17 protein-coding genes and 1 pseudogene are annotated in these 17443 nt (G+C 69.7%); 8 read left to right on the top strand and 10 right to left on the bottom strand.

Annotation, left to right across the window (positions count from 1 at the left end; genetic code table 11):
- Positions 1-113: 113 nt before the first annotated feature.
- Positions 114-602: a c-type cytochrome gene (locus tag DEW08_RS14495; protein ID WP_109328222.1), complete on the bottom strand. Its 489-nt coding sequence runs from the start codon at positions 600-602 to the stop codon at positions 114-116.
- Positions 603-782: 180 nt separating this feature from the next.
- On the opposite strand from DEW08_RS14495, the gene DEW08_RS14500 reads away from it, so the two are divergent.
- Both DEW08_RS14500 and DEW08_RS14505 read left to right on the top strand, forming a co-directional pair.
- Positions 783-1367, top strand: a complete 585-nt coding sequence (locus DEW08_RS14500; RefSeq protein WP_109328224.1) for an LOG family protein — start codon at positions 783-785, stop codon at positions 1365-1367.
- 249 nt (positions 1368-1616) lie between these two features.
- Complete coding sequence (locus DEW08_RS14505; RefSeq protein WP_109328226.1) at positions 1617-2840, top strand: NADP-dependent isocitrate dehydrogenase; 1224 nt, start codon at positions 1617-1619, stop codon at positions 2838-2840.
- Between the two features lie 109 nt (positions 2841-2949).
- On the opposite strand, the gene DEW08_RS14510 is transcribed toward DEW08_RS14505, so the two are convergent.
- Positions 2950-3435 (bottom strand): hypothetical protein, encoded by a 486-nt coding sequence (locus tag DEW08_RS14510; RefSeq protein ID WP_109328228.1) that lies wholly within the window; start codon positions 3433-3435, stop codon positions 2950-2952.
- A complete protein-coding gene (locus DEW08_RS31205) occupies positions 3432-3770 on the bottom strand; it encodes a hypothetical protein (protein ID WP_168220364.1) in 339 nt (112 codons plus the stop codon). Before DEW08_RS31205 ends, DEW08_RS14510 begins: the two co-directional genes overlap by 4 nt.
- A gap of 169 nt (positions 3771-3939) precedes the next feature.
- Here DEW08_RS31205 and DEW08_RS14520 point away from each other — a divergent pair, with 169 nt between their 5' ends.
- Positions 3940-4542, top strand: a complete 603-nt coding sequence (locus DEW08_RS14520; RefSeq protein ID WP_168220365.1) for an exopolysaccharide biosynthesis protein — start codon at positions 3940-3942, stop codon at positions 4540-4542.
- 239 nt (positions 4543-4781) lie between these two features.
- Here DEW08_RS14520 and DEW08_RS14525 read toward each other — a convergent pair whose 3' ends face one another.
- From DEW08_RS14525 to DEW08_RS14540, 4 genes are all read right to left on the bottom strand, one after another.
- On the bottom strand, positions 4782-5168 hold the full coding sequence (locus DEW08_RS14525) for a GcrA family cell cycle regulator (RefSeq protein WP_109328232.1): 387 nt from the start codon (positions 5166-5168) through the stop codon (positions 4782-4784).
- A gap of 175 nt (positions 5169-5343) precedes the next feature.
- The gene (locus tag DEW08_RS33175; protein ID WP_109328234.1) at positions 5344-6240 is read right to left on the bottom strand and encodes an anti-sigma factor family protein; all 897 of its coding nucleotides are present in this window, start codon (positions 6238-6240) and stop codon (positions 5344-5346) included.
- Positions 6240-6794: an RNA polymerase sigma factor gene (locus tag DEW08_RS14535; protein WP_245986277.1), complete on the bottom strand. Its 555-nt coding sequence runs from the start codon at positions 6792-6794 to the stop codon at positions 6240-6242. Before DEW08_RS14535 ends, DEW08_RS33175 begins: the two co-directional genes overlap by 1 nt.
- A 48-nt stretch (positions 6795-6842) precedes the next feature.
- Positions 6843-8288: an NADP-dependent isocitrate dehydrogenase gene (locus DEW08_RS14540; RefSeq protein WP_109328236.1), complete on the bottom strand. Its 1446-nt coding sequence runs from the start codon at positions 8286-8288 to the stop codon at positions 6843-6845.
- 260 nt (positions 8289-8548) lie between these two features.
- Here DEW08_RS14540 and DEW08_RS14545 point away from each other — a divergent pair, with 260 nt between their 5' ends.
- Both DEW08_RS14545 and DEW08_RS14550 read left to right on the top strand, forming a co-directional pair.
- Positions 8549-8767, top strand: coding sequence for a type II toxin-antitoxin system RelE family toxin (locus tag DEW08_RS14545; RefSeq protein ID WP_245986278.1), 219 nt, complete (start codon positions 8549-8551; stop codon positions 8765-8767).
- Positions 8760-9128 (top strand): helix-turn-helix domain-containing protein, encoded by a 369-nt coding sequence (locus DEW08_RS14550; protein WP_109328240.1) that lies wholly within the window; start codon positions 8760-8762, stop codon positions 9126-9128. The genes DEW08_RS14545 and DEW08_RS14550 overlap by 8 nt, the downstream gene beginning before the upstream one ends.
- 15 nt (positions 9129-9143) lie before the next feature.
- On the opposite strand, the gene DEW08_RS14555 is transcribed toward DEW08_RS14550, so the two are convergent.
- On the bottom strand, positions 9144-10337 hold the full coding sequence (locus DEW08_RS14555) for a vWA domain-containing protein (protein ID WP_109328242.1): 1194 nt from the start codon (positions 10335-10337) through the stop codon (positions 9144-9146).
- A 73-nt stretch (positions 10338-10410) separates the two neighbouring features.
- Between DEW08_RS14555 and DEW08_RS14560 the strand changes: the two genes are divergently transcribed.
- On the top strand, positions 10411-10962 hold the full coding sequence (locus tag DEW08_RS14560; RefSeq protein WP_109328244.1) for an HD domain-containing protein: 552 nt from the start codon (positions 10411-10413) through the stop codon (positions 10960-10962).
- Positions 10963-11115: 153 nt separating this feature from the next.
- Positions 11116-12672, top strand: coding sequence for a cytochrome c oxidase accessory protein CcoG (gene ccoG / locus DEW08_RS14565; protein WP_109328246.1), 1557 nt, complete (start codon positions 11116-11118; stop codon positions 12670-12672).
- Positions 12673-12793: 121 nt separating this feature from the next.
- Here the strand turns inward: ccoG and DEW08_RS33810 are convergent.
- Together DEW08_RS33810 and DEW08_RS14575 are read right to left on the bottom strand one after the other, a co-directional pair.
- A pseudogene (locus DEW08_RS33810) lies at positions 12794-13755 on the bottom strand (pyridoxal-phosphate dependent enzyme).
- 385 nt (positions 13756-14140) lie between these two features.
- Positions 14141-14986, bottom strand: coding sequence for an AAA family ATPase (locus tag DEW08_RS14575; protein ID WP_109328249.1), 846 nt, complete (start codon positions 14984-14986; stop codon positions 14141-14143).
- Positions 14987-15313: 327 nt separating this feature from the next.
- Here DEW08_RS14575 and DEW08_RS14580 point away from each other — a divergent pair, with 327 nt between their 5' ends.
- Entirely contained in the window at positions 15314-17377 is a 2064-nt protein-coding gene (locus DEW08_RS14580) for a methyl-accepting chemotaxis protein (protein WP_168220366.1), read from the top strand.
- Positions 17378-17443 lie beyond the last annotated feature (66 nt).

Below are 17443 nucleotides of genomic sequence, written 5' to 3' on the forward strand. Positions count from 1 at the left end.
CGCGGGCGCGGCGGGGGAGACTGGGCGAAGGCCCCGCCGGCCGTCCCGAGGACGACCGGCAGGACCAGGGCAAGACGTCGGGCAAGACGTCGGGCGGGACGCCGCATGGCGGATCAGTTCTTCTTGACGCGGAAGTCCTCGTGGCAGCTTCCGCAGGTCTTGGAGGTGGCCGCCAGCGCCTGGGCGACCTGGGTGCGGTCGCCGCCCCTGGTGGCCTCGACCAGCTTCTCGACCGCCGGACGCATGGCGGTCCAGCGCTGCTCGGCGGTGCCCCAGCTCGCCCACAGCTCGGGCTTGGCGGCGCTGTCGGCGACGCCGACGGCGGTGCCCTGCGGGAAGATCCCCTTCGGATCCATCTTGGCGACCGAGGCGACGGCCTCCGCCCCGGCCGCGGCGTCGGCGGCGGTGGCGCCCTCGTTCTTCACGAACTTGGAGATGGCCTGCATGCCGCCGCCCATCTTCTTCATCGACTGCTGGCGCTCCTTCACCTGGGCAGCCGGGTCGGCGGCCGGGTCGGCGGCGGAGACCGCCCCGGACAGGCCGACGACGAGAAGTGCGGAAACGGAAGCGGCCGCAAGGGCGTTGACGACGCGCAGGCTCATGTGATCCCTCCCGATGCGATGAAAGCCCTGGATGATTGGCGGTCGCGCGAACGGCCGCTGCAGGGGTGGACGACGGACGTCCGTCCGTTATTCCATGATGAGAGATGAAAATGTCCGCGGGCCGATCAATTCGCCGAACCGCATAGGATGGCCGGCCCCATCGGCAAGAAAGGGTGAGCGATGAAGATCCCCAGCTCCGTCTGCGTGTATTGCGGCGCCTCCAGCCGCGTCGCCGACATCCACAAGCAGGCCGCCCATGCGCTGGGCGACGGGCTCGGGCGGCGCGGCATCCGGCTGGTCTACGGCGGCGGCCGGGTCGGGCTGATGGGCATCGTCGCCGACGCCGCGCTGGCGGCCGGCGGCGAGGTGGTCGGCATCATCCCCGAGCACATCCAGTCGGCCGAGGTGGAGCACACCGGCCTGACCGAGCTGCACGTCGTCGACAGCATGCACACCCGCAAGCGCATGATGGCCGAGCAGTCGGACGCCTTCGTCGTGCTGCCGGGCGGACTCGGAACGCTGGACGAGGCGTTCGAGATCCTGACCTGGCGCCAGCTCCAGCTCCACGACAAGCCGATCCTGATCGCCGACGTGGACGGATACTGGCGCCCCCTGCTGGCGCTGATCGACCACATGGTGGCCGAGGGATTCGCCCGGATCGACCGCAGCCGGCTCTATCGCGTGGTCGACCATATCGACGACGTCTTCACCGCGCTGGAGGAACAGCCGGACCCGGCGGTTCCCATCCAGCCGCGCAAGCTGTGAAGGCGCGCCGGGCCCACTGGTCTTACCACTGGCCTTCGGTTCCACTTGTCGTGCGACATTGGGACCTGCGGGCTCGCCGCAGCTTTCTTTCCTGATCAGGCCAGTGCTATATAACGCCGATTCATTTCCGCCCGGGGTACCGGGGGAGCGTCTCGCGACGGCTTTCCCGGCAACAAGCGTTCGCTGGATAACGCGCCCGGCACCGTAGGAAAGACAACGCCCTTACCCGTTCGGGGAGATCTCGCACCCATGACCAAGATTAAGGTAGCCAATCCGGTCGTCGAGCTCGACGGCGACGAGATGACGCGCATCATCTGGCAGTTCATCAAAGACAAGCTGATCCTGCCCTACCTCGACATCGACCTGAAGTACTACGACCTGGGCATCGAGAACCGCGATGCGACCGACGACAGGGTTACGGTCGAGTCGGCCAACGCCATCAAGCAGTACGGCGTCGGCGTGAAGTGCGCGACCATCACCCCGGACGAGGCGCGGGTGAAGGAGTTCAACCTCAAGAAGATGTGGAAGTCGCCGAACGGCACCATCCGCAACATCCTGGGCGGCACCGTCTTCCGCGAGCCGATCGTCTGCTCGAACGTCCCGCGCTACGTGCCGGGCTGGACGAAGCCGATCATCATCGGCCGCCACGCCTTCGGCGACCAGTACAAGGCCACCGACTTCGTCGTGCCGGGCGCCGGCAAGCTGTCGATCAAGTGGACCCCGGCCGAGGGCGGCGAGGGCATCGAGCACGAGGTGTTCGACTTCCCGAGCGCCGGCGTCGCCATGGGCATGTACAACCTGGACGAGTCGATCGAGGGCTTCGCCCACTCCAGCTTCATGTACGGGCTGGAGCGCGGCTACTCGGTCTACCTGTCGACCAAGAACACGATCCTGAAGGCCTATGACGGCCGCTTCAAGGACATCTTCCAGAAGGTCTTCGACGAGACCTACGCCGCCCAGTTCAAGGCGAAGGGCCTCGTCTACGAGCACCGCCTGATCGACGACATGGTCGCCTCGGCCCTGAAGTGGGAGGGCGGCTTCGTCTGGGCCTGCAAGAACTACGACGGCGACGTGGAGTCCGACGTGGTGGCGCAGGGCTTCGGCTCGCTGGGCCTGATGACCTCGGTGCTGGTGACGCCGGACGGCAAGACCGTCGAGGCCGAGGCCGCCCACGGCACGGTGACCCGCCATTACCGCGAGCACCAGAAGGGCAAGGAGACCTCGACCAACCCGATCGCCTCGATCTACGCCTGGACGCAGGGCCTGGCCTACCGCGGCAAGTTCGACGACACCCCGGACGTCGTGAAGTTCGCCCAGACGCTGGAGCGCGTCTGCGTCGAGACGGTCGAGTCCGGCTACATGACCAAGGACCTCGCCATCCTGATCGGCCCGGAGCAGCCCTGGCTGACCACCAAGCAGTTCCTCGACAAGCTGGACGAGAACCTGCAGAAGAAGATGGCCGCCTGGTCCTGACGCACCGGCGGGGCTCTTCGAACGAACGAGCGGGGCGCTTCGGCGCCCCGCTTTTTCTTTGCCCTGATGATGGCGCCCCGATGATGGCGCCCCGATGATGGCGCCCGTCTCAGGTGGCAGGCGGCGGCTTGCGCAGCATCCTCAGCAGGACGGTCGCCAGCGGCACGATCAGGCCGGGAAGGGCGGCGTCCAGCGGATGGCGCAACGCATTGCCGATCCCGGCGACCTCCGCCCCGGCGGTCCGCGCCTCGGCGGCCACGGCGTCGAGCGCTGCGCGATGCACCTCCAGGGCGACCTCCAGCTCGCGCCCCGGCCCCATCCGGGCGGCGACCAGCAGCAGCAGGAGGGCGAGCAGCATGGCCGCCGCCCCGACCGCCGCCGCGGCCCCGATGGGGCCCCAGATCCGCTCCAGCGCGAGATAGGCCGCAACGCCCAGCATCACCAGCCCGAAGGCGGCGACCAGACCGGCCAGCGCGGCAAGGCCCGACCGGGCGATCAGATGCCGGAGATGGATGTCGGCGATGAGCCTGTCGGCCCGCCACAGGACGTGCAGGTTCCGGGTCAGGCGGTCGAAGACCGCGGGGGACGGAATCATGATCGCAGGACTCCCCAGACGCGCCCGACGGCGATGCCCAGCAGGAAGGCCCCGGCGACCGCCGCCAGCGGGTGCCGGGCGATGACCGCCTCCGCCTCCCCGCCGGCGTCGGACAGCGTGTCACGCAGTTCGGCGAGCAGGCGTCCGGCTTCGGCGGCTTCGGCGGCTTCGGCGGCTTCGGTTCCGGATGGGGCTTCGGGCGGAGGTTCGGACGGAAGCTCCTGCCCGGCGGACGGTTCGGGGGCGAGCGGCGGGTCGGGCCGGGCGACCGCCAGCCGTTCCAGCTCCGCCTTCAGCGAGCCGAGCTCCGCATGGACCCGATGGTGCCGCAGCATGGCCGAGCCTCCCCCCTCCGTCGGACGGGACACGGCGATCTTAACCCTGGCCGTGCGGGGACGCGTTGACGTGCGTCAAGCGCCGCCGCCCCCACCTCTTTTCAGAACCGCCGCCGCCCCCAAATGGTTGAGGCGGTACGACACGACGGAGACGGAGGCGGAGAGGGAGATGACGGGGATCGACGGAACGGCGGCGGCGCTGCGGCGGGTGATGGATCGGCTGACGGACGAACGGCCGAGCCTGGAGCAGCTCGTCGAGCATCTCGGCGACCGCGCCCCGGCCTTCCTGCTGCTGACCCTGGCGATCCCGGCGCTGGTGCCCAGCCCCGGCCTGCCGGCCGGATTCCTGTTCGGCAGCCTGCTGGCGGTGGTGGCGGCCCAGATGGTGGTCGGCTACGACGCGCTGCGCATCCCCGGCTGGATCGGCCGGCGCCGGGTCAGGCGCAGCCTGCTGCACGCCGTCGTCGGCAAGGCCGCCCCGGTGATCGAGCGGGTGGAGGCGAGGCTGCGGACGCGTTCCCCGGCGCTGACGCGGGACACGGTGCGACGCCCGCTGGGGGTCGTGATTCTGCTGATGGGGGTTCTGATCGCCCTGCCGATCCCCTTCGGCAACACGCTGCCGGCGCTTGCCGTGCTGGTGATCGCCATGGGGCTGCTGGCGCGCGACGGGCTGGCGGTCGCCACCGGTCTCGGGATCAGCGCCGTCGCGACGGCGGTCTCCGTCGCGCTGGTCGTCGGCACCTGGAAGGCGGCCGGGACCCTTCTCGTGTGACGTCCGGCCCCCGTGAAAGGTCCGGCGTGAGGTCCGGAGACTGCTCCGGCGGGCCGGATGCGGGCCGTCAGGCCGGCCGGCGCGCGTCGGTGGTCCCGTCCGCAACGGTGCTCCCGGTCAGGGCTGGCACCACCGGTTCCCGGTCTCCCCGGCTCCCCCCCGAAAGCCAGCGGATCCCGTCCGTTGCAGAGGCCTGTTTCCGCGCGCCCTCGACGGAGCCGGCCGCGACAGCCGGTCTCTCAGGCGACGCCGACGCTGCGGTCGCCGGACGACCGGTCCTCGTCGCGCGCCTTCTTGCTGCTCGAGCTGGGCTGATAGGCCAGCGCGGCGTGCTCGGCGCAATAGGGCAGACCCGGCAGGGCCTGCTTGCCGCAGAAATGGAAATCCTGGTGCTTGGGGTCGCCGACCGGCCATTTGCACATGCGCTCGGTCAAAGCCAGAATCGTCGCCCCGCGCGACGGCTTCTTCTTGATCGGCGACGGGCGGCCCGACAGGCCGAGGCGGTGCGCCTTGCCGATCACCGCGTTGCGGGTGATGTCACCCAGCATGTCGGCGATCTCGCTCGCACTCAGGCCCTGGGACCACAGCTCCTTAAGTCGCTGCACCCTTTCATCCGTCCAACTCATCCCCGCGTACTCCCGATCCGCTGTCTGATGCTTTGGAGCGTCCTTATGGCCTCCGGCCGGACAGCCGTTTTCCATAAGCCGCAACATTTTGTGCCAGCCGGGGAGGAAGCTACCAGATGACGACTGGAAACGATAGAGGGTTGCGGCAACATTCCTGTGCATAAGTGCGTGGACGCTAGGAGTTCAACGCGCCATAGACCTCCTCGGCTATCCCCGAAAGGGTTGCCCGGTCGAGGTCGCCCGTAACGGCCAGGGCCAAGCCGTTGTCCCGCCAATAGGCCGCCAGCAGGCCTCCGTCCTGGGTATAGCGGAAGGCCATCCCCGGGGCATTGGGGGAGGGTCGGATATAGAGGGTGATGCGGCGACCTGCCGCATCCTGATACATCAGTTGCGCGGCCGGCCCGTCGGCATCGGCCAGCAGCCGCCCCCCGACCAGTTCGTACCCCCGCTTGCCGAGCGGCGGACAGCGGAGCTGCTTGCCGAGGCGCTTGGACAGCCAGCTCACCAGATGGCTCTCCTGGTCGCCGCCGATCTCGACGGGGTGGCGCACCTCCACCGCGAAGACGCGATGGGCCGACACGGCGTCGGCGACGAAGGAGGCCGCCGCCACGGCATCGCGCGCGCCCATGCGGTCGCGCAGCAGCCAGCCCGAGGCGCCGCCCGCGACGAAGAGGAGGAGCGAGGCCGCCAGCGCGGCGCCCCAGACGGCGGGCCTGCGGGCGGGAGGCCGCCCGATCCCCTGCACCGTCCCCTGGCCCATCCCCCGGCCCATCCCCCGGCCCATCCCCTGGCCCGTCCCCTGGCCCGCCCCGTCCGGCAGGTCCGCCGGCCGGCCGGCGAAGGGCGGGGCCAGCCGCTCCGGCACCGGACGGTCGATCAGGGGACCGAAGGCGGTGCCGAGCATCGTCCGCTGCGTGCGGTAGCGCTCGAACCGGGCGGCCAGCTCCGGGTTGGCGGCGAGATGTCGTTCCACCGCCTCCAGCCTTTCCTCCGGCAGCTCGCCGTCCAGCCAGGCATGCAGGTCGGCCTCGGTCACGGGGTCGGTGGGCCGGTCGTCTCGTTCGCTCCCCATCACTTGATCCTCCTCACCACCTGCTCGGTCCCGCCGTCCAGCAGGACGCGCAGCCGTTCCCGCGCCCGGGCCAGCCGCGACATCACGGTCCCGATCGGCACTTCCAGCACCTCCGCCACCTCGCGGTAGGAGAGGCCTTCCAGACCGGTCAGCAGCAGGATGGTGCGATGCTCCTCCGACAGACGGGCGAAGGCGCGCACGAAGTCGCGCACCGCCCCGCGGTCCGACGGCTGGGCGCTCAGCGCCAGATCGTCGGCCAGCTCCTCCACCGGGATCTCGGCCCCGCGCCGCCGCCGCCCGCGCACGCCCGAGACATGCAGGTTGTGCAGGATCGACAGCAGCCAGCCGCCGAGCCGGGACGGATCGCGCAGCGCATGGCGGTTGGCCAGCGCCTTCTCCACGCAATCCTGCACGAGGTCGTCGGCATCATGCCGGTTGCCGACCAGGGCGGTGGCGTAGCGCCTCAGCCGCGGCACATGCGCGGCGATGGCGCGGTCGTCGATCTCGGGCAAGGGCATGGTCGGGGCACCGCCGGCGTCGTCTGTCTGCTTCATGGACGACCGGCCGGCCGGTTTATTCCCCGGGCCGCCGGCTCCCGCGGGTCAGCCGGGTGTCGAGTAGCCGGCCTTGCCGTCGAAGTTGCACAGATTCTCGGTCTGGGTGAAGTCGATGCCGGCCTCCGCCAGCCGGCCCAGCAGGTCGACGATATCCGCGTGCTTCGCCGTGCCGTGGCGGGCCACGAAGCGGCAGCGCCAGTGGTCGGTGCAGAAGACGTCGGCGTTGCCCTCCGGCCAGACCCGCTGCGAGCGGTTGGAGATGCTGGAGAGGTCCAGCGCCTCGGTGGCGAGCGGGCCGATCAGCCCGGCGAGGTCGGCCGGCGTCCCGCCCGACCATTGCAGGAAGACGTCGACGCCGACGATCTCCTTGTGGGCGATCGAGCGGGGCGACAGGCGGGGCACGCGGTCGTAATAGGCGGGGTGCGAGGTGGCATAGCCGACGCTGGGCAGCGTCACCGGCATCTGGCCCAGCCGCTCCACCACCGCCTGGGCGAAGGCCATGGTGCCGGCCCGCACGCGCGACAGCCCGCGGGAGAAGATGTCGGCGGTGTGCACGCCGTCCTCGATCGCCTTCAGCCAGGCATTGTGGATCAGCGCCGCCGCGTCGCCCTGCCCGATATGGACCAGCATCATCACCGCGGCCATCAGCAGGCCCGACGGGTTGGCGATGCCCTGCCCGGCGATCATCGGGGCGGAGCCGTGGATCGCCTCGAACATGGCGCAGGTGTCGCCGATGTTGGCGGAGCCGGCCAGCCCGACCGACCCGGTGATCTGGGCGGCGATGTCCGACACGATGTCGCCGTAGAGGTTCAGCGTGACGATGACGTCGAACCGCTCCGGCTGGTCGGCCAGCCGGGCGGCGCCGATGTCGACGATCAGATGGTCGGCCTTGATCTCCGGATACTCCGTGGCGACCTCGTAGAAGACCTTCAGGAACAGGCCATCCGTCATCTTCATGACGTTGTCCTTCACGAAGGCCGTCACCTTCTGCCGGTGGTTGCTCCGGGCATAGTCGAAGGCGTAGCGCACGATGCGCTCCGACCCCGGGCGGGAGATCAGCTTGACCGACTGGATCACGTCGTCGGTCTGGCGATGCTCGATCCCGGCGTAGAGATCCTCCTCGTTCTCGCGGATGATCACCACGTCCATGCGCGGATGGCGCGTGCGGACGTAGGGATGGTAGGACACGCAGGGCCGGACGTTGGCGAACAGCCCCAGCGTGGTGCGCGCCGTGACGTTCAGCGACTTGTTGCCGTAGCCCTGCGGCGTGGTGATCGGCCCCTTCAGGAAGACGCGCGTCCGCCGGATGGATCCCCATCCCGATTCGTCGAGGCCGCCGGCATAGCCGCGCCGGTAGACCATCTCGCCGGCCGGAACCTCCTCCACCTTCAGCCGCGCCCCGGCGGCATTCATCACATACAGCACCGCATCCGTGATCTCTGGCCCGATGCCGTCGCCGCGGGCGACCGTGATGGGGGTGATGTCTCGCATCCACACACTCCGAAGGAACGCGCGACCGTAGACGCAAAGCGGGGTGAAGTTCAATGGCGAGCGCTGGGCCAGGAAGACGCAGCAGCCGGCGCATCCGGAGGCCGTTCGAAGCAGGCCCGCTCACCCGTCCGGCTGTATGGTGCGGCAGGCACGGCAGGCGGTCCCGGTGCAGAAGTCCATTGCACAGAGGAATGCGATGAAATTACATTCCGACATGCCAGCCCATGTTTGAGATCCGGTACACGAGCGCTGCGCTGAGAGTGCTCCGCCGCATCCCGCGGAACACCGCGGACCTGATCCGCCGCAAGGTCGAGGAGGTCGCGGAGGCTCCGCCGGAGGCCCGCAACGTCAAGGCGCTGAAAGGAAGAGACGCATACCGGCTGCGCGTCGGCGACTGGCGCGTCCTATATGAGATCGACAACGGCGTGCTCGTCCTGATCGTCATCGACATCGGTCCCAGAAGGGGCATCCATGACTAAACCCGCCCAGATCATCCGCGATCAGAACGGAAATCCCGCCTTTGCGGTGCTGCCCATCGAGGAGTACGAACGGCTGATCGAGGCTGCGGACGAGGCGGAGGCGATCCGTACCTGCGATGCGTACAGGGCCGACCGGCCGGAGACCTTTCCGGCAGACCTCGCCGACCGGTTGCTGAACGGCGAGAACCCGGTGAAGGTGTTCCGCGAGTATCGGGGAATGACGCAGAAGCAGCTCGGCGAGGCGGCGAGCGTCAACCAGTCCTATGTTTCGCAAATCGAGGCGGGAGGCCGTGTGGGTACGATCGAGGTGCTGAAACGGCTGGCGGATGCCCTGGGTGTGGACCTCGACGACCTCGCGTGACGTCCGCGACCGGGGCTACCGCACCAGCTCCTTCATCGCCGCGTCCAGCCCCTCCAGCGTCAGGGGGTACATGCGGCCGTCCAGCAGTTGCTGCAGGATCCGCGTGCTCTCGGAATAGTCCCAGTACTGGCGCGGGGTCGGGTTCAGCCAGACGGCCTTGCTGTAGACCGACAGCAGCCGCTGCATCCAGACCTGCCCCGCCTCCTCGTTCCAATGCTCGACGCTGCCGCCGGCGAAGGTGATCTCGTAGGGGCTCATGGCGGCGTCGCCGACGAAGACCAGCTTGTAGTCGGCGGGATAGGTGTGGATGACGTCCCAGGTCGGCGTGCGTTCGGCATGACGGCGGGAATTGTCCTTCCACACCCCCTCGTAGACGCAGTTGTGGAAGTAGAAGTGCTCCAGGTGCTTGAACTCGCTGCGCGCGGCCGAGAACAGCTCCTCCACGATCCTGACATGGTCGTCCATCGAGCCGCCGACGTCGAGGAACAGCAGGACCTTCACCGTGTTGTGCCGCTCCGGCACCATCTTCAGGTCGAGCCAGCCGGCATTGCTGGCGGTGGCGCGGATGGTGCCCGGCAGGTCCAGCTCGCTCGCCGCCCCGGTGCGGGCGAACTTGCGCAGGCGGCGCAGCGCCACCTTGATGTTGCGCGTGCCGATCTCCACCGAATCGTCCAGGTTGCGGAACTCGCGCCTGTCCCACACCTTCACCGCCCGGCGGTGGCGGCTCGTCGCCTGGCCGATGCGCACGCCCTCCGGGTTGTAGCCGTAGGCGCCGAAGGGCGAGGTGCCGGCGGTGCCGATCCATTTCGAGCCGCCCTGGTGCCGGCCCTTCTGCTCGGCCAGCCGCTGGGCCAGCGTCTCCATCAGCGTCTCCCAGCCGCCCAGCGCCTGGATCTGCTTCTTCTCCTCCTCGGTCAGGAAGCGTTCGGCCAGCTTGCGCAGCCACTCGTCGGGCAGGTCGACCACCGGCACCTCGTCGCCGCCGGCCCCGGCCCCGCCCTCCAGCCCCTTGAAGACGGTGGCGAAGACGCGGTCGAAGCGGTCCAGGTTGCGCTCGTCCTTCACCAGACAGGCCCGGCTGAGGTAATAGAACTCCTCGACGCGGAAGGCCGCGATCCCCTGCTTCATCGCCTCCATCAGGGTGAGATACTCGGTCAGCGAGACGGGGACGCCGGACTTGCGCAGCTCGAAAAAGAAACTCGTGAACATGAGCGGACCTTCGCGGGGCGGACCTTCGGGCGATCTCCGCAAGATGGTAGCGCCGCTCGGGAAAGAACACCACATGACCGCACTTCTCGACTTCGCCCGCGCGCTGGACTTCGCCGCGCACAAGCATATCGACCAGCGCCGCAAGGGGGTGAGGGCCGAGCCCTACGTCAACCACCTGTCCGAGGTCGCGCTGATGGTCGCCGAGGCGACGGAGGGCCAGGACCCCGTCGCCGTCATCGCCGCCCTGCTGCACGACACGCTGGAGGACACCGACGCCAGCTACGAGGAGATCGAGCGCAACTTCGGGGCGGAGGTCGCCTCGGTCGTCGCCGAGACCACCGACGACAAGCGGCTGCGCAAGGCCGAGCGCAAGCAGCGCCAGATCGACACCGCCCCGCACGCCTCGCCGCGGGCGAAGCTGGTCAAGCTGGCCGACAAGGTGTCCAACCTGCGCTCCATGGCGGTCAGCCCGCCGGCCGACTGGCCGCTCAGCCGCAAGGTCGAGTATTTCGAGTGGGCGCACGCCGTGGTGGCCGGGCTGCGCGGCACCAACGAGCGGCTGGAGGCGCTGTTCGACCGCGCCTATCACGACGGGCTCGCCGCACTGCGCGCCGAGAGCGTCTGACCATGGAAATGAGCGTGGCCGGCGACCGCCGCCGTTGATCTACCTCACGGTGATTTCATCACGGAAGGCTTATGAAAGAGGGTCTAGGCTTGAAACCGCGTCCCCGGGGGTCAAGGCACCGGGGACGGAGGCTTCCGGTGAAGGATGCGTGCCATGTCCCTCTCCACCCACCCCGGCTCCACCCAGCCTGGCTCCACCCAGCCTGGCTCCACTCGGCCCGGCCAGGCCCCGCTTCCTCATGGCACCGACCATGACGAGCCTGTCCGACACCTGTTCGTCAACCGGCCCAAGGTCTATCCGGCCGACGTCCGCGGCACCTTCCGCCGGCTGAAGTGGGCGGTGCTGGTGCTGCTGCTGGCGGTGTACTACGTCACCCCCTGGATCCGCTGGGAGCGGGGGCCGGGCATTCCGGACCAGGCGGTGCTGGTCGACATGGTGGGGCGCCGGGCCTACTTCTTCTGGATCGAGATCTGGCCGCAGGAGGTCTATTACCTGACCGGCCTGCTGATCATCGGCGCCTTCGCCATCTTCTTCGCGACCACGATGTTCGGCCGCGTCTGGTGCGGCTATGCCTGCCCGCAGACGGTGTGGAGCGACCTGTTCATGTGGGTCGAGCGCCGGATCGAGGGGGCGCGGACCGAGCGCATCCGCCTGGACAAGGCGCCCTGGACCCGCGCCAAGCTGGCGAAGAAGGTGCTGAAGCATGCGGTGTGGCTGGTCATCGCCCTGCTGACCGGCGGCGCCTGGATCTTCTATTTCAACGACGCGCCGACGCTGGTGGCAGACGCCCTGCGGGGCGAGGTCGGCAGCGGCGTGCTGCTGTTCACCGGCATCTTCGCCTTCACGACCTATTTCTTCGCCGGCTGGGCGCGCGAGCAGATCTGCATCTATGTCTGCCCCTGGCGCAGCTACCAGTCGGCCATGGTGGACGAGGACACCTTCCTCGTCACCTACGAGGACTGGCGGGGCGAGGGACGCGCGCCGCTGCGCAAGTCGCAGAGCTGGGAGGAGCGCAAGGCGGCCGGCCTCGGCGACTGCATCGACTGCAAGCTGTGCGTCCATGTCTGCCCGACCGGCACCGACATCCGCAAGGGCCAGCAGATCTCCTGCATCGGCTGCGGCCTGTGCGTCGACGCCTGCAACGAGGTGATGGCCCAGATCGGCCGGCCCGGCGACCTGATCCAGTTCGACACCCAGTCCAACCAGATCGCCAAGATCGAGGGGACCGCCGCCCGCGTGCGGCTGGTGCGGCCGCGCACCATCCTCTATTCGCTGATCATGCTGACGGTGGCCGGGCTGATGGCGACCGCGCTGGTGCTGCGTCCCACCCTGGACGTCAGCGTGCTGCGCGACCGCGCCCCGCTGTTCGTCACGCTGAGCGGCGGCGACGTGCAGAACGCCTACACCGTCAAGATCCTGAACAAGACCCACGGCAACCGCAGCTACGAGGTGACGGTGGAAGGCCTGCCGGGCGTCCGCCTTTCGGTCGCCGGCGCCGCGGAGGGCTCCGCCGGCACCGCTGCCGGAACTCCCGGCGGAAACGACCGGTTGACGCTGGACGCGGCCCCCGATTCGGTAGCAACCTACCGCGTCTTCGCCCGCCAGCCGGCGGACCGCGTGAAGCCGGGATCGGTCGACGTGACGGTGGTCGCCAGGGATCTGACGACCGGTGAGATCGGGCGGCACAGAAGCGTGTTCATCGCGCCCTGACCGTCCGAGGCGGGCGGCGCCCTCGCCCGTGGGCGCCGCCCGCTGGAGGTCCCGCCGGAGGATCCTGGAAGCGGTCCGGGGCGCCACCGCTCAAGGCGCCCTTCTTTTCAAGACCCCAGGTTCAAGACCCCAAGGCGCCGGCCAGCGTCTCGGGATCCACGTTGCGGCCGGACAGCACCGCCACCGTGCGGCCGGCCGCCGGAACCCTGCCCGACAGGATGCCGGCCACCGCCGCGGCCCCCGCCCCTTCCGCCACCACGCCGAAGGACCCGTGCAGCGCCCGCATGGCGGCGGCGATCTCCGCCTCCTCCACCTCGACCACCGCGTCGACCAGCCGGGCCACCACCTGCTGCGGCAGCTTGCCCAGGGCCTCGACGTTGATGCCGTCGGCCAGCGTCCGTCCGCCGCGCCGGGCCAGCCGGACGCCGACCACGCGGGCGCCGGGCTTCACCGCCTTCACCGCCGCGGCAACCCCGGCCAGCAGCCCGCCGCCGCCGACCGGCACGACCACCGTATCGACGTCCGGCCGGTCCTCCAGCAGCTCCAGCCCGACCGTGCCCTGCCCGGCGATCACGTCGGGGTCGTCATAGGGATGGACGAAGGTGAGGTGGCGCGCCGCCGCCAGCTCCAGCGCCGTCGCCTTCGCCTCGCCGACGGTCGAGCCGGCCAGCACCACCTCGGCGCCCAGCGCCGCCGTCCGCTCCACCTTGCAGCGGGGGCCGTCTGCGGCATCACGATGGTCGCCCGGACCCCCAGCCGCCGGGCGTGCAGCGCCACCCCCTGGGCATGGTTGCCCGCCGACATGGCGACCACCCCGGCGCGGCGTTCCGGCGCCGTCAGCCGCAGCAGGCGGTTGAGCGCCCCGCGCTCCTTGAAGGCGCCGGTCGCCTGGAAGGTCTCGGCCTTCAGCCAGAGATGCCGGCCCAGCGTCGCCGCCCGGAGCAGCGGCGTGCGGACGAGTTGGCCGGAGAGCCGCTCCGCCGCGTCCTCGATGGCGCTCAGCGGCAGCCAGTCGGGAAGGCGGGAAGCGGAACGGGGACGGACACAGAGCGGGCGCGCGGCATCGGCATGCGCGGTGAACATCGCGGGGAATCCTCGGCGGGAAGGGCGGAATGCGGGGAAGGAATGGGCGTGCCCGGTCCGTCTCAACGGACCGGGGAGCTAATTCGCGCCGGGCCACGCATTCGCCCGCCGGGGACGCGCGCCGCCGACAGGGGCGGCACGGCCGGACAAGACGAGGTCTTCTGGAGCAGAGTCTTCTGGAAAGGAACCGGAGTCAGGGTCCCGGTACACCCGCTGTGCAGCGACATCGCCACACGCTCCCATCATCATCGAACACGAACGCGGCAACTGTCCGGCGCTGTCAGAGCGCCGGGCCGGTAATTCGCATTCGCATGAGACGGGAATCGGTCATGACTCCTGCTTAACCCCCGCGCGACGGAGGTCAAGCCCGCCGTCACGCCCGCGTTCACCGCCCCTCGCGCCGGGCGAGGAAGGCCAGCCGTTCCAGGAGGTGGACGTCCTGCTCGTTCTTCAGCAGGGCGCCGCACAGCGGCGGGATCACCTTGCGGCTGTCCTTGCTGCGCAGCGTCTCCGGATCGACGTCCTCCACCATCAGCAGCTTGATCCAGTCGAGCAGTTCGGAGGTCGAGGGCTTCTTCTTCAGGCCCGGCACCTCGCGCAGCTCGTAGAAGACGTTCATCGCCTCGCGCAGCAGCGCCGCCTTCAGGCCGGGATGATGGACCTCGACGATGCGCTCCATCGTCTCGCGGTCGGGGAAGCGGATGTAATGGAAGAAGCAGCGGCGCAGGAAGGCGTCCGGCAGCTCCTTCTCGTTGTTGGAGGTGATGACGACGATCGGGCGCTTCTTCGCCTTGATGGTCTGGCGCGTCTCGTAGACGTGGAACTCCATGCGGTCGAGCTCCAGCAGCAGGTCGTTGGGGAACTCGATGTCCGCCTTGTCGATCTCGTCGATCAGCAGGACCGGCGGCTCCTCCGCCTCGAAGGCCTCCCACAGCTTGCCGCGCAGGATGTAGTTGGAGACGTCCCGCACCCGCTCGTCGCCGAGCTGGCTGTCGCGCAGCCGGCTGACCGCGTCGTACTCGTAGAGGCCCTGCTGCGCCTTGGTGGTCGACTTCACGTGCCAGGCGAGCAGCGGCTTGTCCAGCGCCCGCGCGATCTCCTGCGCCAGCACCGTCTTGCCGGTGCCCGGCTCCCCCTTCACCAGAAGCGGACGGCCGAGCGTGATCGCGGCGTTGACCGCCACCATCAGATCCTCGGTGGCAACGTAGCTGTCGGTCCCGGTAAAGCGCATGGAATGCCCCTGTCTGCAGCATCGGCGAGCCTGAGCGCCCATAGTTGGAGCGATTCCCGGGCGGAGGCAAGGGGCAGGGCCCCGGGCGATGGACGGGCAGAGCCCGCGGTCCGCTGCACGGCCGGCGGGTGCGGCAGCTTCTCCGTTAACGAGGTATTACACATATGGTAGTATTCACAAACGCAGGGTTCGAGCATGCCGTCCGGCGGACTCATCCGTTCGGCGGGGACCCTGGCCGATGGTTTGCGCCGCGTGCACCCCCTCCCCCGCACCGTCGGACGGTCCGGGGCCGCAATTCCTTTTTCTCGACCGGTTCGGAGCGTACCCATGGGACTGCTGCAAAGGCTTCTGTCGAATATCCGGGTCAGCCGCCGGCTGTTCCTGGGCTTTGCCTTCCCTGCCCTGATCAGCCTCCTCCTCGTCGGGACGATCGCCCGGCAGAACTACCTTGCGGCCGACCGCAGCAACGATCTGCTGCAGGTCGCCGAACTGGGAGAGCGTCTGGCCGCCGCCGTGCACGAGTTGCAGAAGGAACGCGGCCTCAGCTCCGTCTTCCTCTCGGGCAAGGGGGCGGAGGCCGACCGCGCCACGCTGGAGAAGCAGCGCACGCTGTCCGACAAGGAGGTGGCCGCCGCCGGCGCGCAGATCGCCGCGGTCATGGCCCTCGATCCCGAGGAGGCCGGCCGCTTCCGCGCCGCGCAGGAGGCGCTGTCCGGCCTGCCGGCGCTGCGCGCCCGCGTGTCGGCCCAGCAGGTGGACGGCCCCGGCGCCATCGCCGCCTACTCGCAGCTCATCGGCGGCATGCTCAGCACGGCCAGCCAGCTTCCGGCGCTCGCCGACCACCCGCGGCAGGTCGCCACGGCCACCGTCCTCGTCACCCTGTCGGAGCTGAAGGAGCGGGCCGGGCAGATGCGGGCGACGGCGGCCGGCGGCTTCCGTGCCGGCGCCTTCGATCCGGCGCGCCATGCCAGCCTGCTGCGCCTGACCGGCGAGGCGGCGGTCCTGCGCACCCGCCTCGCCTGGATCATGACGCCGGACCAGGCCGCCCGCTTCGCCGGCGTGGCGCAGGACGAGCGTGCCCGCACGGTCGACCGCATGCTGGAGGTCGCGGTGCAGGCCGGCTACGGCGGACCGCTGCAGGGCATCGCCGCCGGCCAGTGGTTCGACGCCTCGACCGCCTACATCGACCTGCTGCGGGCGGTCGAGCAGGACTTCGCCCGCGACCTGCTGGCGCTGGCCCGGCAGAGCCACGACGCCGCCGCCCGCACGCTGGCGGTCACCGCGGTGCTGGCGGTGGTGCTGGCGGCCGGGGGCATCCTGGTCCTTCTGGTCATCGGCCACAGCATCACCAACCCGGTCAACGCGCTGAACGCCGACATGAAGCGCATCGCCCGCGGCGAGCGCGACTTCGTCGTCTCCCACGCCGACGCCACCGACGAGCTGGGCGACATGGCCCGCGCGCTCGACCGCTTCCGCCTGGATCTGGCGGAGGCCGACCGCCTCGCCGCCGCCCACGAGCGCGAGCAGGCGGCGAAGGTCCAGCGCGCCGCCGCGCTGGAGAAGATGATCGGCGACTTCGACCGGGCGATCGCCGAAACGCTGGCCGCCGTCGTCGAATCCACCGGCCAGCTCAACAACTCCGCCAAGTCGATGGAGTCGGTGGCGGACGAGACCAAGCGCATGGCCACCATCACCTCGGCCGCGGCGGAACAGACGGCGGTGAACGTGCAGACGGTGGCCTCGGCCGCCGACGAGATGACCGCCTCGATCCAGGAGATCTCGCGGCAGGTCTCGCGCTCCTCCGCCATCGCCGGACAGGCCGTCACGGAAGCGGAACAGACCAACGGCACCGTGCTGGCGCTGGCGGAGACCGCGGCGCGCATCGGCGACGTCGTCCACCTGATCCGCGACATCGCCGCCCAGACCAACCTGCTGGCGCTGAACGCCACCATCGAGGCGGCCCGCGCCGGCGAGGCCGGCAAGGGGTTCGCCGTGGTGGCGAACGAAGTGAAGAGCCTCGCCAACCAGACCGCCAAGGCGACGGTGGACATCACCGACCAGATCGAGGCGATGCAGATGGCGACGGAGGGCACCGTATCGGCCATCCGCTCCATCGCCACCACCATCGGCAGCATGTCGGAGATCTCCGCCACCATCGCCGCCGCGATCGAGGAGCAGAGTGCCACCACGCTGGAGATCGGCCGCAACGTCCAGCAGGCCGCGGTCGGCACGCAGGAGGTGTCGAGCAGCGTCGGGCAGGTCACCCAGGCCGCCGCCGCGGTCGACGGCGCCGCGGTCGCGGTGAAGACCGTCGCGGTGGACCTGACCAGCCGCGCCGACCGCCTGCGCCACGAGATCGAGCAGTTCCTGGAGCAGATGCGGGCGGCCTGAGGACGCCGCTCCGGCTGCGGAGGCGCCGCCCGGCACCCGCGCCATACGTTCGCATGTTGAAAGTCA

Source organism: Azospirillum thermophilum (assembly GCF_003130795.1).
Lineage (GTDB): Bacteria > Pseudomonadota > Alphaproteobacteria > Azospirillales > Azospirillaceae > Azospirillum > Azospirillum thermophilum.